The sequence below is a fragment of the Wohlfahrtiimonas chitiniclastica DSM 18708 genome, assembly GCF_000375345.1.
Classification (GTDB): domain Bacteria; phylum Pseudomonadota; class Gammaproteobacteria; order Cardiobacteriales; family Wohlfahrtiimonadaceae; genus Wohlfahrtiimonas; species Wohlfahrtiimonas chitiniclastica.
The window spans coordinates 247,096-266,147 of sequence record NZ_AQXD01000001.1; the positions used below are offsets into that span (position 1 = coordinate 247,096).

The window sequence follows — 19,052 nt, forward strand, 5'->3', positions numbered from 1 at the left end:
GCAGCTTGATTAAAATGCGATTTAGGAGATTAGATGTACAAAAAAATTCAATACTTTTTTTCTTTACCCACGGCAGGCGGCATTGTCTTGATGATTTCGGCACTGCTTGGCCTTGTGATTGCCAACAGTCCATTGTCTGGCCAGTACTTTGCCATCTTAGAAAGTTATGTGGCAGGTTTATCCGTTTTACATTGGATCAATGATGCCTTTATGGCAATCTTCTTTTTGTATGTGGGCCTTGAATTAAAACGTGAATTTTTGGTGGGTGAGCTGGCAACGAATTCTCAGCGTATTCTTCCAGGGTTAGCCGCGTTAGCAGGGCTTGCAATGCCAGCTGTGATCTATTATCTCTTTAACCGAAATGATGGCGCAGCCCTCAATGGTTGGGCGATTCCGACAGCCACAGACATTGCCTTTGCCCTTGGGATCGTAGCATTGTTAGGCAGCCGCGTGCCATTGTCATTGAAGGTGTTTTTAACGGCATTGGCCATCATTGATGACTTAGCGGCGATCATCATCATTGCAGTGTTCTACACCAGTGAATTGAACTTGATTTACTTGTTAGGCGCGTTAGCGAGCATCATTGCGCTTGTGGTCCTCAATAAGACAAAAGTGGTGCAACCTTATTTGTATCTCTTGTTTGGCGTGATTTTATGGTTCATGGTGTTAAAATCCGGCATTCATGCCACATTAGCGGGCGTGACGTTGGCTTTAACCATTCCATTAAATGGCGTAAAAGAGAATGCAAAAGGTGAAACACCATTATTGGCTTGGGAGCATGGTTTGGCCAATTGGGTGAGCTTTCTCATCATTCCGGTGTTTGGTTTAGCAAATGCGGGCGTTTCCTTTGCGGGCTTAGAGTTATCGATGTTGGCACATCCTGTTGTGTTAGGCGTGGCTGTGGGCTTATTCTTAGGTAAACAGATCGGTATTTTTGGCATTGTATTCATCGGTGAAAAATTGGGTCTATTCAATCGCCCAACGGGTGCCACATGGTTACAAGTGTATGGCGTGGCATTGTTGTGCGGTATCGGCTTTACCATGAGCTTGTTCATCAGCATGTTGGCATTTGCTGCCCCTGAATTACAAGATTTAAGTAAGATTGGCGTCTTTATCGGCTCATTCTTGTCGGGCATTTTAGGCTACTTGATTTTGCGTTTCCATCCTGTGGTAAAAGCGGCATAAGTTAAGTCGTGCATAATATAAAAAAGGCAGCTTAGGCTGCCTTTTTGATTGTGATGATTAGAAGTCCTCTGCCAAAATCCGCGCCACCTCTTCACCCCAAACGGGCACTTTGCCATCGGTGTTAAAGAAAATGTCTTTATACTGCATTTTGAGCATATAAGGAATGCGACCCATTTTCAGCATTTGTGTATCGCCGCCAAACCATGAGTCGGAACGAATGTAAAAGCCTTTGCCGCTGCCGATGTCCCCAATGCAGAACACAACAGGTTTTAAGGGCTCGTTTGCTTTATCAGCGCTCATGTGCCCTAAATCTAAGGCAATTTGTCGCCCGATGATTTCACCTTCCTGATGGCCAATTGCGCCCAATTTTGGCATGGTAACTGCCGCGCAATCGCCCGCTGCAAAGATGTTTTTGTAAGTCGGGTTACGCATCAGGAGATCTGTGATCACAAAGCCTTTGCTGTCGGCCACATGCTCGATGTTTTTGACAAAATCATGCGCCACCCAATCAGGGAAGACGATTTTAAGCTCCGCCGGCAGCTCTAAACCATTGGCAAAAATGATAGAATCTTTCGTCAGTTTGACCACATCTTCCACATTGTTATGGTATTTAAAGCCCATTTTTGCAGCGGTATTGAGCAATTCGGTGACGACTTTTTCACCGGCATCTTCTGCGATCATTTTACCGGGTGTGACAAGGGAAATCTTACTGGCATCGCCCATTTTATGGCGCACCAGCCAATCGGCAAGCCCTAAGCTGATTTCAACCGGTGGCCCTTCACAGGCTGCCATCGCTTGTGGGATTGAGCCGCCAGGATAAGGTGCTAAACCATCTGCGCCATCACCTTGATGGAAGTGGGCAGAGGTGACGACAATCGGGCCACCTTTGTAGGTGCCATCATGGAGCTTTTTACGCAATTTATTGCCATGGTAAAAGTCAGACACCGTATCGCCATATTCTGCAAAACCTTCGATGTGATCGTAGGCAAGCTTTGCGCCTACGGCAATGACTAAATAATCGTAATCAATGATCTGTGGCTCAGCACCGGGGCGTTCATTCGGCGTGATTGTGACGGTTTGTTTGATGGGATCAACTTGAGTGATCTCCGCTTGAATGAAATCCATGTGTTCTTTGTGGAGCACTTTACGAATGTCCATCGTAAGGGAAAGCTCAGGATTGCGATTTTCTAAGACTTCAGCAGGGATATTTGGCACATACAATAGATAAGATTTTCGATCAATGACGGTAATGGCCACATCATCTTTTGAGTATTCTTTGATTTTTTGTGCCGCGCCAAGGCCCGCAAAATTACCACCTAAAACAACAACTTTCTTTTGCATAAAAGACTCCTTGTGTGATCAGTGATGAGTAAATTAAATAATATAATTATAATATTAGTTTAATTATTTTAATAATAACATGGTATAAGTACCATGGGAATTTAAAAATTATATGAGTTTTAAGAAACTGTATTTGATATTTTAATATGCTTTCGAATACATCAAAAAAATAGTACCACTTAATGAAAAGGGTCATGCATTATGAATAATATTTTTAAAGTTGTTTGGAATCAGTCTTTAAACATGTTGGTGGTGGCATCAGAATATGCCAAGCATTCAAGTGGTATGGGCGGCAGTGTCGTGACAGAGGGGGCACGCACATTTAAACGCACTAAGATCGCAGCGAGCATTTTATTGTTGCTTTCGGCAGCCCTAGGTGGTGCGCAGGCCGACAGCTTAAAGGATTTATTAAATAATGGACAGGACAGCGGTCTATCTGAGAAACGTGCCTTTTATTACACCACAGAGTCAATTTTGACGAAAGATAAGACTTATACGCTTAATTTTGCTTCTAATATTACCGATGAAAGAGAGATTTTTTGGGTCAATAATGGCGGTCAAGCAGGGGATACCAGTTGGACAGTGGACAACAGTCATTTGACCATTAACGGACGTTATTATACAGGCTATGATCTTTCTGGCGTGACCTCCACTGATCAAAATACGTATTATACAAAGATCATCAATAACAGTCAGGTAATATTTGATAACTGGATGTATATAGGTGGGGGATATGTGCCACTCTCAGATACCACTAAATTTATTGTGCAAGTTGATAATAATAGCCAGTTAGGTGGACGTGTACTCTCACTCGGCTATCGTGGTGGCGTAGAGGTGGACAATGGCAGTGTGCTCAATGTTTGGAGTACAGCTTTACTGTACAACTCTTTGGTTGGTTTTGATTCTCCACGTGAGCTTAAACCATACATTAAATTCACCAATGGTAGTGTCATCAATAATGGTTATGGTGGTACTTTAACTTCTAACGATAACTTACGCCTCATTACAGATGACACAAGCACCTATAATTTAAGTGGCACAATGAATGCCCGTACCTCTAACCCTGATTTTAATGCAAAATTGAATGTGGGCATTGAAGATGGTCAGGTCAAAGCAGCCGTATTGAAACTGTATAAATTAGATGCGTTTGGCTCTGTAGATATTAATTTAACGAATTTAGGGATTGTTGAAACAAGGGCAAATGGTCAGTTTCTAAATACCATCATTGGCGATGGGCGCTTAGATATTTATGCACAAAATAGTTTTGATCATGCGCAAAATCAATTCACGGGTAATACATCGATCAATACATCAGGGTCAGCAATTGTCAGTGTGAATAATGGGATTGGCACAAATAATAAGGTTTGGGTTAAAGGTCCATTAACATTTGCAGATGGTAAAGTGACAGATTTTAACAGTGATCTTTATGATGCTGGTACCATCAATGTGGGTAAAAATACCATTAAAGTCACCGGTGGTCATGGTAGTTTCAAAGGCGTGCTGAATGTGGCAACGGCAGATTCAACATGGAATCTACAAAAACTGTATAACTATGATTTCTACTATCAGCTCAAAGGCGCTGGGAGTGTTAACATCAGTGCCGGTAATCAAAATCAAATGATTACTTTTAAAAATGAAACGAAAAATCAAGATTTTACGGGTAAATTTACAGTAGAGCGCGGCATTTTAAAAGTAGATTCATTGAGTGAAAATGCATTAGGCAATGCGTATCTTGGCATTTTGCCAAATGGTACAGGACAGGTGCATGACAATGTTTCTGTGGGCAGCTTAGGATTACAAAATGCTAAATTGCATGTGTTAAATAATGGCACGGCATTTAATTTATTGACGGCGAAAAATGGCATCACTTTGACGGGTAAAAATACCATTATGATTGATGATGCCAATTTATTGGGTCAAAAATCTGCCATTGATCAAATGAAGCCCACAGGCACTTTATTAGATCAACAAAATCAAGTGACTTTAGGGGAAACCTTTGCCGCAGGTAAAACTTCAGGAGATCGTGATGATGTGACATTAGTGGCCAACAGTGGCGATATTAATGCCATGAATATTAAAAAAGACATCGTGGGTCAAGAAGCGAAGGGGCAAGGTGTTTACGGTTATCAAAAAGTGGTGGCAGATGATACCGGTTTACATGCGGGTTATGGTTTAAAAGCACTGTCTGCCAATGAAAACCAATCTGTGACCATTGATAGTACAGGGGCAAGCGAGCAAAAACTCTTTGTACAATTGACGGGCAAAGGTGGTTTTACCTTTACTGGTGCACCCTTGGTGACAGTGACCGGGCAAACGAATGATTATGAAGGCGCGACGGCATTAACAAATGATGCAAAAGTGGCGCTGGGCGTGGATCAAGCCCTTGGTCAAAAAGGGGCATTGACGCTATCTGATCAAGCTCAATTAGATTTAGGCACACACACAAAAAATGTGGCGGGAGTAACAGCAAGCAATAAGACACAATTGAACCTTGACGCAGGGACATTAAATTTAACCGGAAATCAAATCCATGAGATTAATGGACAATTGAATGGCACGAATCAATCAGCATTGAATGTACAGCAAGGCGCGCTCAAAGTGGGCGCAAGCAATGGTGAATTGGTCGCTAACGTAACGTTAGGCAACAAAGTCACGGCGGATCTTGCCAAAGCCGATGGCTTAGGCAAAGGCAAGGTGACGCTTCAAGGCGCAAACGCTGTTAATATCAATGGCGGCGGCACATTGGCCAATGCATTTGTCGGTGACAATACCAATACTTTAGCGCTCAATACAGGTGATGTGACCTTAAAAGGTGACAACAGCCAGTTTGCGGGGAAAATCAGCATTGAAAAACCTGCAGCAGCGAATGTGACCGCCATGAATAATCTAGGCACAGGTGCTTTAGAGATTGAAGGCAAGTTAAACTTTGCCGATGGCATCAATGGTGATCTCAATAATGGCTTCAGTGGTGACGGTTAAATCACTTTAACGGACAATCAATTGAATGTTAAAGGCGAACATGATGGCTTTACAGGCACACTCACCACCGGTGATGAAGCCACATGGAATGTGAGCAGTGATGCACCGTATGATGTCAATTATGCATTGTCTGGTACAGGTACTGTTTCTGTGGATGCTAACGGTGACATTGCCCTTAAAAATGTGGGTGCAAAAGACTTTACGGGTAACTTTACTGTGAAGGGCGGCAATGCACAGCTCGATCAAACCGCCTTTGATGTTTTAAATAATGCGAGTTTAAATCTAACGGGCGGGGCGGCGACGGTGACCGTCGATGGCCAGCATGTGGACAATTTGGTGATTCACAATGGAACATTGTCGTTAGATCCAAAAGACCCGAATGCATCCAATCACCTTAAAGTGACCGATACCATCACTTTGATTGGCGATAAAAATGCCATCGTGGTGGATAAAGATACGGTGGATAAACATGTGACCGATGCGAGCGCAGGGCAAGTGGATCAAACCACCTCGTTCTTAGATCAGCAAGAAGGGTTTGTGGGTGAAACATTGGTGTCCGGTAAGGTGGTGACCAAAGACAATGCCGGCAACCCGATTGATGACTTTGAAGCCATTTTCTTACGGGATCGCAATGGTCAACTCATTGAAGCAAAAGATGTGGGACAAAGTACCGTTGAGATCCAAAATGGCGCTGGTGAAGCATATTATGGCTTCAATGGATTGCGCACCGATGATAAAGGCATTCATTTAAACTATGGTTTAGATGAAATTCAGGCCTATGATGGCAAAGTGGTGACGGTCAAATCTGACCAAAGCAACGTGACCACAAACAGCCGTGATTTACGCGTGGAATTGGTGGGTAAAGGTGGCTTTACTTTTACGGGCGATCAAGGCATTACCTTATCAGGTAACCCAAATACCTACACAGGCAATACGATTATTGATGGCACGGTGATCACCGCGGGCATGGACAATGTGTTTGGCCAACAAGGTGATTTAACCTTAAAAGGTCAATCCACTTTTGATTTAGCGGGCATGAAGCAATCGGTGGATGCATTGAATGTGGATCAACTGAGTGTAGTGAATCTTAATGGTGGTCATTTAACGTTAACGAAAGATGAAAATTCCACGATTGAAGGTGAATTGCTTGGTCGTAAAGATTCTCAATTGACGATCGATCACGGTAAAGTGGCCATTAACGCTAGTAATGGCAGTTTAGATGCTGCGGTGACTTTAAACAATCAATCCGCAGTGACCTTAGCGAAAGTCGATGGTTTAGGGCAAGGCAATGTGACCCTCAATGATGAGAGTACATTGACCCTTAAGGGGGCAGGTGATTTAAACAATACGATTGCCGGCAAAGGCACCTTAAACATTGCAGCCGATGGTGTCACGCTGCATAAAGACAACAGTGACTTCACAGGCACTTTAAAGGTCATGGATCAAGGCGCCGCAAATGTGTTAGCCCTCAATAGCCTTGGCACTGCAACTGTGGATGTGGCCGGTACATTGAACATCAATGATGGCGTCAAAGGCGATTTAAATAATGTCATCAGTGGTGCAGGGACCGTTGCACTTGGCAAAGGCAGTGATTTAAATGTCAAAGGCGAACATGGCGCTTTAACGGGCACGGTGACATTAGCCGATCAATCGGCTTGGAACATCACAACCGATGCACCGTATGATCTCAATTATGCATTGTCAGGTGTGGGCACCGTATCTGTGGATGCTAGTGGCGCCATTACCCTTAAAAATGCCGGTGCAAAAGACTTTACGGGTGAATTTGCTGTGAAAGGCGGTGAACTTGCTCTTGATCAAACAGGTTTTGATGTCTTAACAAATGCAAGTGTGAGTTTAGTTGGTGGTGATGCATCGCTTCAATTAGATGATCAATCATTGAAAAACTTAACCTTTAATCAAGGCTCGATGACGTTGCGAACTAAAGACACGAATGATCGTGTGAACCATTTGAATGTCACAGGTTTAGTGACACTTGAAGGTCAGGATAACAGTTTGCGTGTTGATCCCACGAAATTGGAAAAAACAGAGTTTGATCACAAAGTGGACACATCGCTCTCATTTTTAGATCAGCAAGAGGGTTTCATCGGTGAAACGTTGATCAAAGGTCAAGTGGTGAAACAAGGTGATGCACAGATCCATTTAGCAGATTTGCAAGGCCAACGCGTTGATAATGATGCAGTGGCAAAAAGCGCGGTGACAATTCAAGAAGGTGCCGGTCAAGCATTTTATGGTTTCAATGGCTTACGCACAGATGATCAAGGCATTCATTTGAATTATGGCTTATCTGCGATTGAAGCCTATCAAGGTCAAAATGTGGCGGTGTTGTCGAGCACAACGAATGTCACCACTGAGTCACGCAATTTATCGGCTGAATTAATCGGTCAGGGTGATTTTACCTTCAAAGGCAATCTTGGCATTGAGGTCTCTAATGGCAAAAACAGCTACACAGGTAACACGGTGATTGATGGTGCCACTGTCACTGCAGGCGCAGACAATGTCTTTGGGGAAAAAGGTGCCTTGAATTTGGTGAATCAAGGACAATTTTATCTCAATGGTCACGCGCAAACAGTGGATCAGTTGGTGATTGATGAAGGTGCGCGTCTTGAACTAAATGCCGGCACACTCACGTTAAATGATCAACAAACCTCTGACATTAAAGGTGCATTGCTCGGGGATCAAACAGCAACATTGAACATTGCTAAAGGCACGGTGAATGTTGAGAGCATCAACAAAGAGTTTGCGGCAACGGTCAATGTAGATGATGCCTCGGTGAATTTAAATCAGACACAAGGTTTAGGTCATGGTCAATTGAATTTGACGGATAAAGCTGTGGTGAACATTGCCGGTCAAGGTGATTTGTTGAACACAATCGCTGGCAGCGGGAATATCAATGTGACGCCCACCGGTCAAGTGGCGGTGAAAGGTCAGCATGATGCCTTTAATGGCACAGTGAGTGTGGCAGATCAAGGCTCGTGGAACATTCAAACCGATGCACCGTATGATGTCAATTATGCATTGTCTGGTGCAGGTACCGTGTCTGTCGATGCTAACGGCGCCATTACCCTTAAAAATGTGGGTGCAAACGACTTTACCGGTGAATTTGCTGTCAAAGGTGGTGAACTTGCCCTTGATCAAACGGGCTTTACCGTGCTTGATCAAGCCCATGTGAATTTAGCGGGTGGTGAAGCGAACTTAACGCTTGATGGTCAAACCTTGAAAAACCTCACCTTTAATCAGGGGGCGATGACACTACAAAAAGAGAGTGGTGGCAACCGTTCTAACCATTTAACTGTATCTGACACCATCACATTGGTGGGGGATCAGAACTTATTGAAAGTGGATCGAACCACGGTGGAAAAACATGGCATTGATGCTGATCAGGTGGATCAAAAGACATCATTCTTAGATCAACAGTTTGGCGTGACTGGTGAAACCTTGATTTCAGGCAAAGTGGTCACTAAAGATGCGAAGGGTGATCAAGTGACGGATTATGAGGGCATTTTCTTAGCGGATATGAATGGCCAACTCATTGAGTCTAAAGATGTTAAACAGAGTTCTGCTGTGATTCAAAATGGTGCCGGTGAAGCATTCTATGGCTTTAATGGTTTGCGTACGGATGACAAAGGCATTCATTTAAATTATGGTTTAGATGAAATTGAAGCCTTTAAAGACAAAAATGTGGTGGTTTTATCGGATGCAAGCAATACAACCACAGATAGCCGTGATCTACGTGCGGAGCTTAAAGGTGAAGGTGGCTTCATCTTTAAAGGCAGCGAAGGCATCACGCTCTCTGGCAATTTGAACACCTATGCGGGCGATACTGTGATTGATGGCACAAGCATCACTGCGGGCATGAATCAAGTGTTTGGTACGCAAGGCAATCTCACCATTGACAACAAAGGTCAGTTTGATCTCAATGGCATGAAGCAAACGGTGGATCAATTGAATGTGGCGTCAGGTTCAGCACTCAGCATCAATGGTGGTGAATTGACAGTACGTAAATCGAGCACGTTACTTGGTGATACCATGAAAGGCAATGGCGGTACATTGGTGATCGATGGTGCTCAAGATATGCAAATCCGCGTACAAGGTAATCATGATCAGTTTGGCAGCCATACATGGGTGAAAAATGGTTATCTCAACATTGAGAAAGATGCAGTCTATGGTAATGGCACGGCATTGGTTACCGTGGATCAAAATGCTGGCATGGGCGGTTATGGTACAGTTAATGGTGATGTGTTCTTAAAAGGCCATTTAGATGTGGGCAGCACAGTGAATCATCAAGCGGATCAACCGATGGGCAACTTTACAGTGCAAGGCAACTTTAAAGCTGAAAAAGGCAGCCTCATTCACATCGCCAGTGACGGTGAATTGGCCGGTCGCTTAATCATCACCGGTAATGCGGAAGGTGAAAGTGGCCTTAAAGTGGATGACATGCACGGTGCGCCATTGACGCAATTAGCCGATGGTACGCAGAAAGTTGAAGTGGTGAGCATTGGCGGCAAAACCAATACCATGGTACTCACACAAGAAGGCCGTGCGGTGCGCGGTGCCTTTGACTATCACTTAGAAAAAGGCAGCGATGGCAACTGGTGGTTAGTGACGGCTGCGGATGATGAAAGTCGCCGTCCTGAAACAGGTGTGTATGTTGGTGGCTTAAATGTGGCGAATACGTTGTTCAACCACAAATTATCTGAGCGTAACTATTTGTCAGAAGATAGCCGCATTTGGACATTGGTGGGTGGCCAGTTCAGTCAATTCTATGACAATGGCAAACACAACCGCACCACGATTGACAGTTATCGTATGATGATCGGTGGTGATATCCTTCGCGCAACGATGGATGATCAGCCAATTAAAGTGGGTGTCTTTGGGGCATATGGTCACAGCAAAATCAAGAGTCAACAGCAACACAATGGCTTAAACTCTAAAGGCAGCAGCGATGGTTATGGCTTGGGGCTTTATGCGACATTCGGCGATCAATTGACGCAAGGCTTCTACCTTGATGGCTCGTTGCAATATGTTTACTTTGACAACAATGTGACCGGTGATCAAATCAGTAGCGAGAAGATGAAAACCAAAGGTTTCATTGCCTCATTAGAAGGCGGTTACACCTTCGGATTGACGGATGATCTTTACCTACAACCACAAGCGCAAGTGACGTGGATGGGGGCGAAGATGAACGGCATCACAGATTCCACAGGCACGCGCATCACAGGCAGTAAAAACAACATTGAAACGCGTTTAGGGGCTCGCTTATTCATGGAGAAAACCTTGGACAATGGCAATGTTGTGACGCCTTATATGGAATTGAATTACTATCACAATTCAAAACCGTTTTATGCCAGCTTTGATGGCGTTCGTGTGGATCAACATGGCTCACGCAACTTAGGTGAAATGAAGCTCGGTATTGAAGGCCAAGTGCAGAAGAACTTAAGTGTTTGGGGTGATGTGGGTTACCGCGCAGGTTCAAACAGCTATCACGATACCAAAGTCACTTTAGGGGTGCGTTATAACTTCTAAGTGAACAGCATTAAAAAGCGCCTTCGGGCGCTTTTTTTATGGGCGGGATATTCGATCAACGGCGCGTTAATAAACGACCGGTCATCTCAACGCGATCAAAACTATACACATGATCAAACGGACTTTCACCACAGCGGCCCACCAATGGTAAACGCTGATCTTTCCAACCTTCACGCAATGTCACTTGAGCACTGCAAATGGGGCATTCACCAATGAATTGTGTCAAACTTGTGATTTGTGAATGTTCATCGCGGTGCATTTCGATTTCAGCAGAAGATTGATTCATGGCGATCATCCACGGCGGCGCCTTTAAAATGCGATATTCTGGCAATCGAAATAGGGGCAGTGTCACATAACGCATCACCAAATAAAAATAGCCCATTGGTATTGAGAGATAGAGCAGCTGCCACAGGGTGAGATGATCCGTTTTAAGGGCAACGCCAACAATGATGATGAGGAGTCCTGCTAGAGCCATCAATGTCAATAAAAACCACATGAGATAAAAACTCATGCCGCGAAGGCTACGATTTCTAAAGGTGCCTTGATGCATGAAAGGGCGCATGTACCATGCAATTTTAATATTGGCAGGAGGTGTTCTGTGGTAGCGGATCGATGTGGGGTCCATCTCTTCAGGCGGGATTTCTTTGGCAATCGGTTGGATGTCAATATACATCAAATTTTCATTGCCTTTGCCGCCTTGTGGGTTGGTGCCGGCAATGGATGGCACATACCCAATGTTTTCAAACACTGCACGATTTTGTAAAACAATGCGTTCGCATTGCTGATTGAGCATGCTTTGATTGATCCATTTATTGAGATTAGCAGGGGGCACATAGTCCGCAATTCCCTTTGAATCATCATAGTCCGCCTTCATCGTATGGCGTGATAATCCATGAAATTCTTCCCCTTTTTGATGGGCATTGAGGGTGCATTCACACAAATAACGCAGGCAATGATCCGTCTTTTTTAGGGATTTATGGGTCTGTAAGATGGCATAAAGTGCCTCAATGGTTTCAATAGATTCAGTCATTTACACTCTCCTTACCCGGTTACATACTGGGTTATGGTCTGTTTTCGCCTCATGATACTTGTCACAATCGATCCATTCAATCAATGGAGGTATTTTATGCAACAGCACTATGACATTCACAATACACGTTTAACGGTACACACTTTAGCAGAAGGCAGCCTTTGCATTGAGGCAATGATGAATGATGATACGGTCGAATTGTTGATGGACATGCGCCGCCGTTATCATGGGCGTTTTCATTTAGAGTATACAAAAATGGTGTTTCCCGTGCGTTATACGGCGCGCATTTTAACGTATCTTGAAAAATGGCAAAAAAAAGCACCATCACAAAATGGTGCAAAGAGGGGTAAGGAACGAGTAGAACAGAGGATTGTTAATTAAGGGCAAATCTCATTGATGCAAGCACCGCGCGTGAGCATTTCATGGAAGTTTTCATAACTGGTTTCCACCATGTTTGACAGCGCTTCTTCTGTATTTGAGCCCACATGTGGGGTCACAAGAACGCGCGGGAAAAGTTCAATGAGTTTTTGTACCGTGCCATCAGGAACAGTTTGCCAAGGCATGAATTTGCGTTGGAAAAATTCTGCTTCATTTGAGAAGACATCCGTGGCAAAGCCGCTGAGTTTTTTGCTCTCAAGGGCAGCAAGCACGGCTTCATTGTCTTGAATCTCGCCGCGGGCGGTATTGACTAAAATGGCATCTTGCTTCATTTTGCCGATGAATTCTGCATTGACGAATTTTTCATTTTGTCCCGGTACATACGGCACATGCAGGCTGATGATGTCGCTTTGGGGCAATAATTCATCGAGCGTCATAAATTCCACAAACTCTTTGGCTTTTTCGGACTCAAAAATGTCATAGCCAATCACGCGCGCACCTAAACCGTGAAAGAGTTTAGCTTCAGCGAGCCCAATTTTCCCAAGTCCGATGATGCCCACAGTACAGTTATGGATTTCACGCGTGAACATTTCATCATCAATGATGAAGTCACGATAGGCAGATTTCACCGTCATGTAAGCTGTTTTACGAAGGAGCATCATCGCAAGTGTGACGGAAAGCTCTGCAATTGCCGTCGGTGAATAGGAAGGCACGCGTGCCATGCGAATGCCAAGGGAGCGGGCATATTCCACATCAATGTGGTTAAAACCCACAGTGCGCGTAAAGACATATTTGATGCCATAACTGTGCAGCGCATCAAGGTTTTGTTTATCAGCCACAGAGTTGCCGCGCAATAGAACCGCATCGTGATGTTCTGCGGTGCTCACGTTATCATGGCGCAATAAGTCGGGAATGAGCGTTAAGTCATAATTATATTTATTGAGTTTGTTAAAGTACTCAATTTCATTGTGTCTAACGCCATAGCATGCAATTTTAAACATATCAGTCACCTATGATTCGTGAGTTAAAAGAAATAGTGTTGAATGAGCTCAAGCACCACGATCCAGATCGGGATGAAGATCACCGCTAAAATGGTGGAGATCAATGAGCTGTTTGAGGCAAGGAGTGCTTCGCGATCAAAGCTGATGGCATAAGTGGTCACAACAGTTGCAGCAGGCGCCATCATCATGAGCACCACAACAGCGATCACATCATAGCTCATTGGCATAATGCCTGTGCCATGGAGGAACAATAACACCACCAAAATGAGCGCAGGAATCAAGACAACTTTAATGAAGCTGTAATACCATGTAGTTTTGTTTTCCGCAGCCTGTTTTAAGTTGATTTGTCCAAGGGTTGCACCAATGGATAACCATGCCAATGGGGAAGCGAGCCCTGCCAAATATTTCATGGCTTGTTGTAACCAAGGCGCAGTTTGATCGATGCGAAGGAAGGCATATTGCTTCACAGCGCCGCCACTTGTGGTCACATCCACTTGTGGCAATGAGTTTTGAAATGCCCAAATGAATAAGCCCGCGAAGGTTGCGATCACAATTGGGTTTAAGAACATCTCTTTGATGTTTTTGCTGCTCATTTTCAAGCCACTCATTTGAATGTAGCCATATGAGTAGAGGAACACGCGATAGCTGATGTTGAAAATAGAGCTCAGCATCACGCCCACAGGACCAAAAAGGCTGCTGATAATGGGTGTACTGAAAAATGTGGTCGAGCCAAAGATGCTCAAGTTACGAAGTGCCGTTTGCTCATCGCCCACGTATTTAAAATAAAAGAATTTACTGACAATGATCAATGCAATATAGATGACAAAGCCTAACACCAAAAGTGTCATACCATCGGCCATTTTTTGTGGATCATTGTCCTGCATGAAGGAGGTGAACGCCAAAGCGGGCAGGGCTGCTGTTAAGACAACAGAGGAGAGGATTTTACCCACTTGATTGTTAAAGATGCCCGTTTTTCTAAAATAGTAGCCAAGCCCAATGATTGAAATGGTGGAGAAAATCGCACCAATCATGGCAGTATTACTTAGGGTTTTATGCAGCAATGCTAAAAGTTCCATCGAGTGTGCCCTCATGTTGATCAAAGTCATCTATGTGCAGCCGCTACACAGATAATGCGAATAATAATGATTATCTATAATATTAATAACGACACATATTTTATATAATAATAAAGAAAATACTAGAGGGAATGGATTTATTTATTTAATTTGCATGGCGGGGGATAAATATTTTATGGCAAAGGATTGACACCACTGCGCAAAGGGTTAGATTAAGATCAGAGATCACAACAATAGAAAACAATCCTTGAAAGGAGAGAGAATGAAAAAATTATGGGTCTTAATGACGGCGATGACAATGAGCCTCACCATCGCGCATGCTAAAGAGGGGCGTTTATTGCAAACGCCATCAATGACAAAGGCGGAGTTTAATCAAGCAGCTGGCTATGGCAAAGATGCGGATCCTGACAGTTATTGCTACATCGTGCTCGATGAACCTTATGCAAAAGAAGATGCGCCTGATTTAACATTAGCGCGCGGCATTGGCGATGGCGCAGAGGAAATGGTGGTTAAACTCAAAAATACGCCCGTTAAAGTGAGCAGTGAAAATATTGGCATTGCCACGCCTTATATTTGGCACAATCAAAAAGCGAATCTCTTTATGGTATTTGACACCACACGCGTTGTGGATTACGGCGAAAGCTCCATTTTGTTTGGGCAATTGAGCATCATCACGCCTCAAGCAAAAGAGGTGTATCAAGCGCGATTCAGCTGTTTAGATTAATGTATGACGTTTGGCATCAATCAAGTGATTTTAGTGGGGCAGTTGTTGAATGCCCCAGAGATAAAAATGCTCACCACAGGCAGCGAAATGGTGACGTTCACGCTCGCCATTGAGATGGAAAAACACGTAGAAAAACATGTGGTGAAAATTTATGGGCATTTGGTCGAGCAAGCGGCTGCCTTAACACAAGGCACATTGATTTATCTAGAAGGGCACCTGCAAACCCACACATCGAAAGATTTAACGGGACAAACGCATGAACATATTGAGATCATTGTGGGTCAAAAAGGTGTGTTGCAGGTGCTAGATGAATGATTATAGCGTCGTGGTTTCAAAGTGCTTCAAATCGTGTCCTTTCAATGCAGCGCCAATCATCTCGGGCAATTGATCTGGCGTACAAGCAAAGCAAGGCACGCCAAGGTTGCTGATCTCTTTACCGAGTGCTTTATCATAATCGGGGCGGCCGCTGTCCGTCAGGGCAAGCAGTGTGATGACAATAACGCCATCGTCTTTCATGCTGGCTAAACGGCGCAATAAACCTTGGCGAACGCCACCTTCATACAGATCAGAGATCAAAATAAAAATGGTTTTTTTGGGCTCTGTGATCAAGGTTTGGCAATACGAGACGGATTTATTGATGTCGGTTCCGCCGCCCATTTGAAAGCCAAAGAGCGCATCCACCGGATCGTTTCGGCACAATTCTGTTAAATCCATGATGTTGGTATCAAATGCCACCACATGCGTTTCAAGTACGGGCATGCTTGCAAAAATCGCCCCCATGATGGATGAATAGATGATGGATTCATACATCGAACCACTTTGGTCGATGTCGAGAATCACCGTCCAATTTTTCTGCTTTTGGCTGCGCTCAAAGAAGAAAAATCGTTCTGGAATGAGGCGCTTTGTGGCAACATCATAATTTTTAAGATTGCGCTCAATGGTTCTTTTCCAATCGGTGCTGGAAAAATTGGCGATTGGCGTGTGTGCTTTTTTATTCACAACGCCCGTCACAGCACGACGAAGATCCGTTTCCATCTTTTTCATGATTTGATCAACGACAGCTTTAATGAGCGCGCGCGCAGAATCTTTGGACTTTTCCGGAATGGCATCTTTGAGGGCTAAGAGATTGCTCACCATATTGATGTCTGGCGTGACATTTTGCAAAGATTCAGGCTCAAGCAACAGTTGCGTGAGCCCTTTGCGTTCGATGGCATCGGCTTGAATCACGCTCACCACATCTTTCGGGAAATGGTTACGCACATCCACCAGCCATTTGGCCAATTTAGGTGAGCTTGCGCCTCGACCTGCGCTGCGGGCACTTGAATCATCTTGCCCATTGCCTTCATAGATCAATCCTAAGGCTTGATCCATGATCTGTTCAGAATCTGATAATGGCGCGGCTTCTAGCGTGCTCGCATTGTCGCCTAAGATCAAGCGCCAGCGGCGAAGCTGCGTATTTTGATTGTCCATATTGTCCTTTAAAAATCAAAGTCAAAATCATTGAGGGCATCGAGCGCGTCATGCTCCTCTGTGCTGAGCTCAGTTTGTAAAAACTCGGCAGTCGCGGCGGCGTTTGTGCCCCAAAAATCATTGAGTAAATCCACAATGCTCGCCTTTTGACTCGGTTCAAATTGCCCAAGAGTGCGGCGTAAAAAGACAACCGCCCGTTGAAAACCTTCTTCATCTAATTGTGTGACGTAATCATTAAGCTCGCGCCAAATGGCAATGCGTGACAAGAGTGCATAGCGATTGCAAGCGGCTAAGCCTTCAAACCATGTGGCGGCTAAATCAGCAGGAACACCGGGAGAAAATCGCCTGGCCACTTCGATGCTGCATGCTTCTTCACTCACCAATTGATGTTCGAGCAATAACGCAAAGGCTGTGCCGGATAAATAGGTATTGTGATGATCTTCCATCGCCAATGTACGCAATTGAGTTTGCCACAATGGCACATTGAGCCATTCATAGAGATCATGTGCCACGCGCTCAAGCATTTGTATGCTGCTGGCCACCTTTTTAGCGGCGAGATAATCACACATTGCCGCATCAGACAATAAGAGAGAGGCGCGTAAAAAGAGCTGTTCGATGATGGGCTTGAGGGTTGCTGTGTCAATGCGGCGCAATGATCCAAATTGATACAGATGGCTGAGGGCAAAGCAGGCATCACTGATGGCATCAAAATCTTCATTGTCCACCAATAAGGCTTGCAAGGCAGCAATGGCGCTGTCAAACATGTGGGTTAAATNACATTCACAAATCGCCCGAATGATGTGTGCAGCTGCACTGATGTTGTCACAGTTTTCTAAGCGTTGCTGTAGCTCGTAAGCGGCAGCGATTTCGATGGTTTCACCTTTGAGGTTGCTCTCAATGATTGTGATTTCCACTTCTGTTGACCATTGCAGCACCCATTTTTCTGACCATGAAGCATTGTCCTGCGTTAAGCGTATTTGTGTGGCAAATGGAACGTTGAGGACTTGTAAGCGGTGCAAAAATGTGGAGCGATGCAAGTCTAAAAATGCCGCAGCCTCTGATTTAACACGGATGTTCTCCCGTAAATCTAAGGCCAAAGTTTTTTGTACAGTGTTTTGATACTCTTTGAGTTTAAGGCGTTTGAGTTGCTCTGCCATGTCCTCTTGAATTGGCGTTTGCCCAACGCCTTCTGGTAAAAATCCCATATCTGTGCCAATGTCCACACGATTTAACGCAACGGCGACTTTAGCAATCTCGCCTTCACCTAAGCACGTCATGGCAGCTTCATGTAAATCACTTAAAACGGGATATTGTCCACCTTTGAGCATCGTCAATGCATTGGCAAGGCGCACCGCTTCAATGACGCTCGCAGAGGATGCATTGTGTCCCTCATCTCGTAAATGGTGCGCAATGTGGGTCAAATATCTGGCGGACAATTCCGCTTGTGTACCGTTTTGCAGCGCCTGCCAGAGCATGCCAAAATAATAGGGTGCACGGTTGCCTGCGCCATAACCGGTGCGGCTGCTTAAACGTAAGTAAGAGTAGGGCATCAATGTTTGTTTGATGGCAACTTTTGGCAGCGGCGGCATTGCCTCTACATTGGGCGCGGCAAATAAACGCTGTAATCCCGAAACATGATAAGCGCCCACTAGCATCACAATGTCATCAAGGCGATAACCCTTCTCCTTTTGAATGCGTAGCACCGTTTGATGCATATACGCTTCGCGGATGTGGTTATAGGCATGATCAAGCGGTTTTGCATGGTGCTCTTGCTTTTCCGTCAGTGCGCGAATTTGTTCGGATTGATAGAGCATTGCCGCTTGATAGGCATCATCATCGGCCGTTTGCTCAAAGTTTCGCTCAAAATAACTGTCATAATCCTGCTCATCACTGAGCTGAGCAATCGTGTCATAGAGCATTTTTTGATGCTGATAAAAATCCATCGCATCATTATCATCAGACTGATCATGACTCAAGGATTGTGCTTCCCGCATCAATTGCCTAAATTTTAGAGAGCTTTCAGATGGGAGATCAAAAAATGCCACATCGCAATCATGTGCTTTGCCCCAGCGCATCGCTTGATATTCAGGGGAATAATCTGCGAGCGGATAGAGAATGCTCTCCATCGGAAACGCTTGCGTATAGGCCATGATGGCAATTGGCAGGCGAACCTCTGGTTTAATGATGTGATCAATCAGATCTGTCGCATCGCTTGGCCCTTCAATCAAGATGCATTTAGGCTGCTTTTTTGATAGATAGCGCTGTAAATGGTGCGCCGCCGCGGGCGATAGATGACGCACACCAAAGATTTGTGGCGTCATAGA

General features: G+C 44.5%; 12 protein-coding genes. 6 read left to right on the forward strand and 6 right to left on the reverse strand.

The window, feature by feature from the left end; all coding sequences use genetic code 11:
* Positions 1-33: 33 nt before the first annotated feature.
* On the forward strand, positions 34-1,185 hold the full coding sequence (gene nhaA, locus B143_RS0101150) for a Na+/H+ antiporter NhaA (protein ID WP_008315184.1): 1,152 nt from the start codon (positions 34-36) through the stop codon (positions 1,183-1,185).
* A gap of 57 nt (positions 1,186-1,242) precedes the next feature.
* Here the strand turns inward: nhaA and B143_RS0101155 are convergent, their stop codons facing one another.
* Positions 1,243-2,526, reverse strand: coding sequence for an NAD(P)/FAD-dependent oxidoreductase (locus B143_RS0101155; RefSeq protein WP_018121842.1), 1,284 nt, complete (start codon positions 2,524-2,526; stop codon positions 1,243-1,245).
* Between the two features lie 201 nt (positions 2,527-2,727).
* On the opposite strand from B143_RS0101155, the gene B143_RS0101160 reads away from it, so the two are divergent.
* Together B143_RS0101160 and B143_RS0101165 are read left to right on the forward strand one after the other, a co-directional pair.
* Positions 2,728-5,505, forward strand: a complete 2,778-nt coding sequence (locus B143_RS0101160; protein WP_018121843.1) for an ESPR domain-containing protein — start codon at positions 2,728-2,730, stop codon at positions 5,503-5,505.
* 21 nt (positions 5,506-5,526) lie between these two features.
* Complete coding sequence (locus tag B143_RS0101165) at positions 5,527-11,049, forward strand: autotransporter outer membrane beta-barrel domain-containing protein (RefSeq protein WP_018121844.1); 5,523 nt, start codon at positions 5,527-5,529, stop codon at positions 11,047-11,049.
* A gap of 55 nt (positions 11,050-11,104) precedes the next feature.
* On the opposite strand, the gene B143_RS0101170 is transcribed toward B143_RS0101165, so the two are convergent.
* Positions 11,105-12,079, reverse strand: coding sequence for a hypothetical protein (locus tag B143_RS0101170; RefSeq protein ID WP_018121845.1), 975 nt, complete (start codon positions 12,077-12,079; stop codon positions 11,105-11,107).
* Positions 12,080-12,175: 96 nt separating this feature from the next.
* Between B143_RS0101170 and B143_RS0101175 the strand changes: the two genes are divergently transcribed.
* Entirely contained in the window at positions 12,176-12,460 is a 285-nt protein-coding gene (locus B143_RS0101175) for a hypothetical protein (RefSeq protein WP_018121846.1), read from the forward strand.
* Here B143_RS0101175 and B143_RS0101180 read toward each other — a convergent pair.
* Both B143_RS0101180 and B143_RS0101185 read right to left on the reverse strand, forming a co-directional pair.
* On the reverse strand, positions 12,457-13,458 hold the full coding sequence (locus tag B143_RS0101180) for a 2-hydroxyacid dehydrogenase (RefSeq protein ID WP_018121847.1): 1,002 nt from the start codon (positions 13,456-13,458) through the stop codon (positions 12,457-12,459). The two genes, B143_RS0101175 and B143_RS0101180, sit on opposite strands and share 4 nt — an antisense overlap.
* Positions 13,459-13,481: 23 nt before the next feature.
* The gene (locus B143_RS0101185; RefSeq protein WP_018121848.1) at positions 13,482-14,534 is read right to left on the reverse strand and encodes an AEC family transporter; all 1,053 of its coding nucleotides are present in this window, start codon (positions 14,532-14,534) and stop codon (positions 13,482-13,484) included.
* Between the two features lie 262 nt (positions 14,535-14,796).
* Here B143_RS0101185 and B143_RS0101190 point away from each other — a divergent pair, with 262 nt between their 5' ends.
* Positions 14,797-15,258, forward strand: a complete 462-nt coding sequence (locus B143_RS0101190) for a hypothetical protein (protein WP_018121849.1) — start codon at positions 14,797-14,799, stop codon at positions 15,256-15,258.
* A gap of 3 nt (positions 15,259-15,261) precedes the next feature.
* Complete coding sequence (locus B143_RS0101195; RefSeq protein ID WP_018121850.1) at positions 15,262-15,573, forward strand: single-stranded DNA-binding protein; 312 nt, start codon at positions 15,262-15,264, stop codon at positions 15,571-15,573.
* On the opposite strand, the gene B143_RS0101200 is transcribed toward B143_RS0101195, so the two are convergent.
* Both B143_RS0101200 and B143_RS0101205 read right to left on the reverse strand, forming a co-directional pair.
* Positions 15,574-16,728: a VWA domain-containing protein gene (locus tag B143_RS0101200; RefSeq protein ID WP_018121851.1), complete on the reverse strand. Its 1,155-nt coding sequence runs from the start codon at positions 16,726-16,728 to the stop codon at positions 15,574-15,576.
* Positions 16,729-16,736: 8 nt separating this feature from the next.
* The gene (locus B143_RS0101205) at positions 16,737-19,049 is read right to left on the reverse strand and encodes a DUF5682 family protein (RefSeq protein ID WP_018121852.1); all 2,313 of its coding nucleotides are present in this window, start codon (positions 19,047-19,049) and stop codon (positions 16,737-16,739) included.
* Positions 19,050-19,052 lie beyond the last annotated feature (3 nt).

What these genes read in the sequence shown, in the direction of transcription:
- B143_RS0101180 (WP_018121847.1), bottom strand. Translation starts at nt 13,458, where the DNA reads ATGTTTAAAATTGCATGCTATGGCGTTAGACACAATGAAATTGAGTAC.
- B143_RS0101200 (WP_018121851.1), bottom strand. Translation starts at nt 16,728, where the DNA reads ATGGACAATCAAAATACGCAGCTTCGCCGCTGGCGCTTGATCTTAGGC.
- B143_RS0101195 (WP_018121850.1), top strand. Translation starts at nt 15,262, where the DNA reads ATGACGTTTGGCATCAATCAAGTGATTTTAGTGGGGCAGTTGTTGAAT.
- B143_RS0101185 (WP_018121848.1), bottom strand. Translation starts at nt 14,534, where the DNA reads ATGGAACTTTTAGCATTGCTGCATAAAACCCTAAGTAATACTGCCATG.
- nhaA (WP_008315184.1), top strand. Translation starts at nt 34, where the DNA reads ATGTACAAAAAAATTCAATACTTTTTTTCTTTACCCACGGCAGGCGGC.
- B143_RS0101175 (WP_018121846.1), top strand. Translation starts at nt 12,176, where the DNA reads ATGCAACAGCACTATGACATTCACAATACACGTTTAACGGTACACACT.
- B143_RS0101155 (WP_018121842.1), bottom strand. Translation starts at nt 2,526, where the DNA reads ATGCAAAAGAAAGTTGTTGTTTTAGGTGGTAATTTTGCGGGCCTTGGC.
- B143_RS0101190 (WP_018121849.1), top strand. Translation starts at nt 14,797, where the DNA reads ATGAAAAAATTATGGGTCTTAATGACGGCGATGACAATGAGCCTCACC.
- B143_RS0101170 (WP_018121845.1), bottom strand. Translation starts at nt 12,079, where the DNA reads ATGACTGAATCTATTGAAACCATTGAGGCACTTTATGCCATCTTACAG.
- B143_RS0101160 (WP_018121843.1), top strand. Translation starts at nt 2,728, where the DNA reads ATGAATAATATTTTTAAAGTTGTTTGGAATCAGTCTTTAAACATGTTG.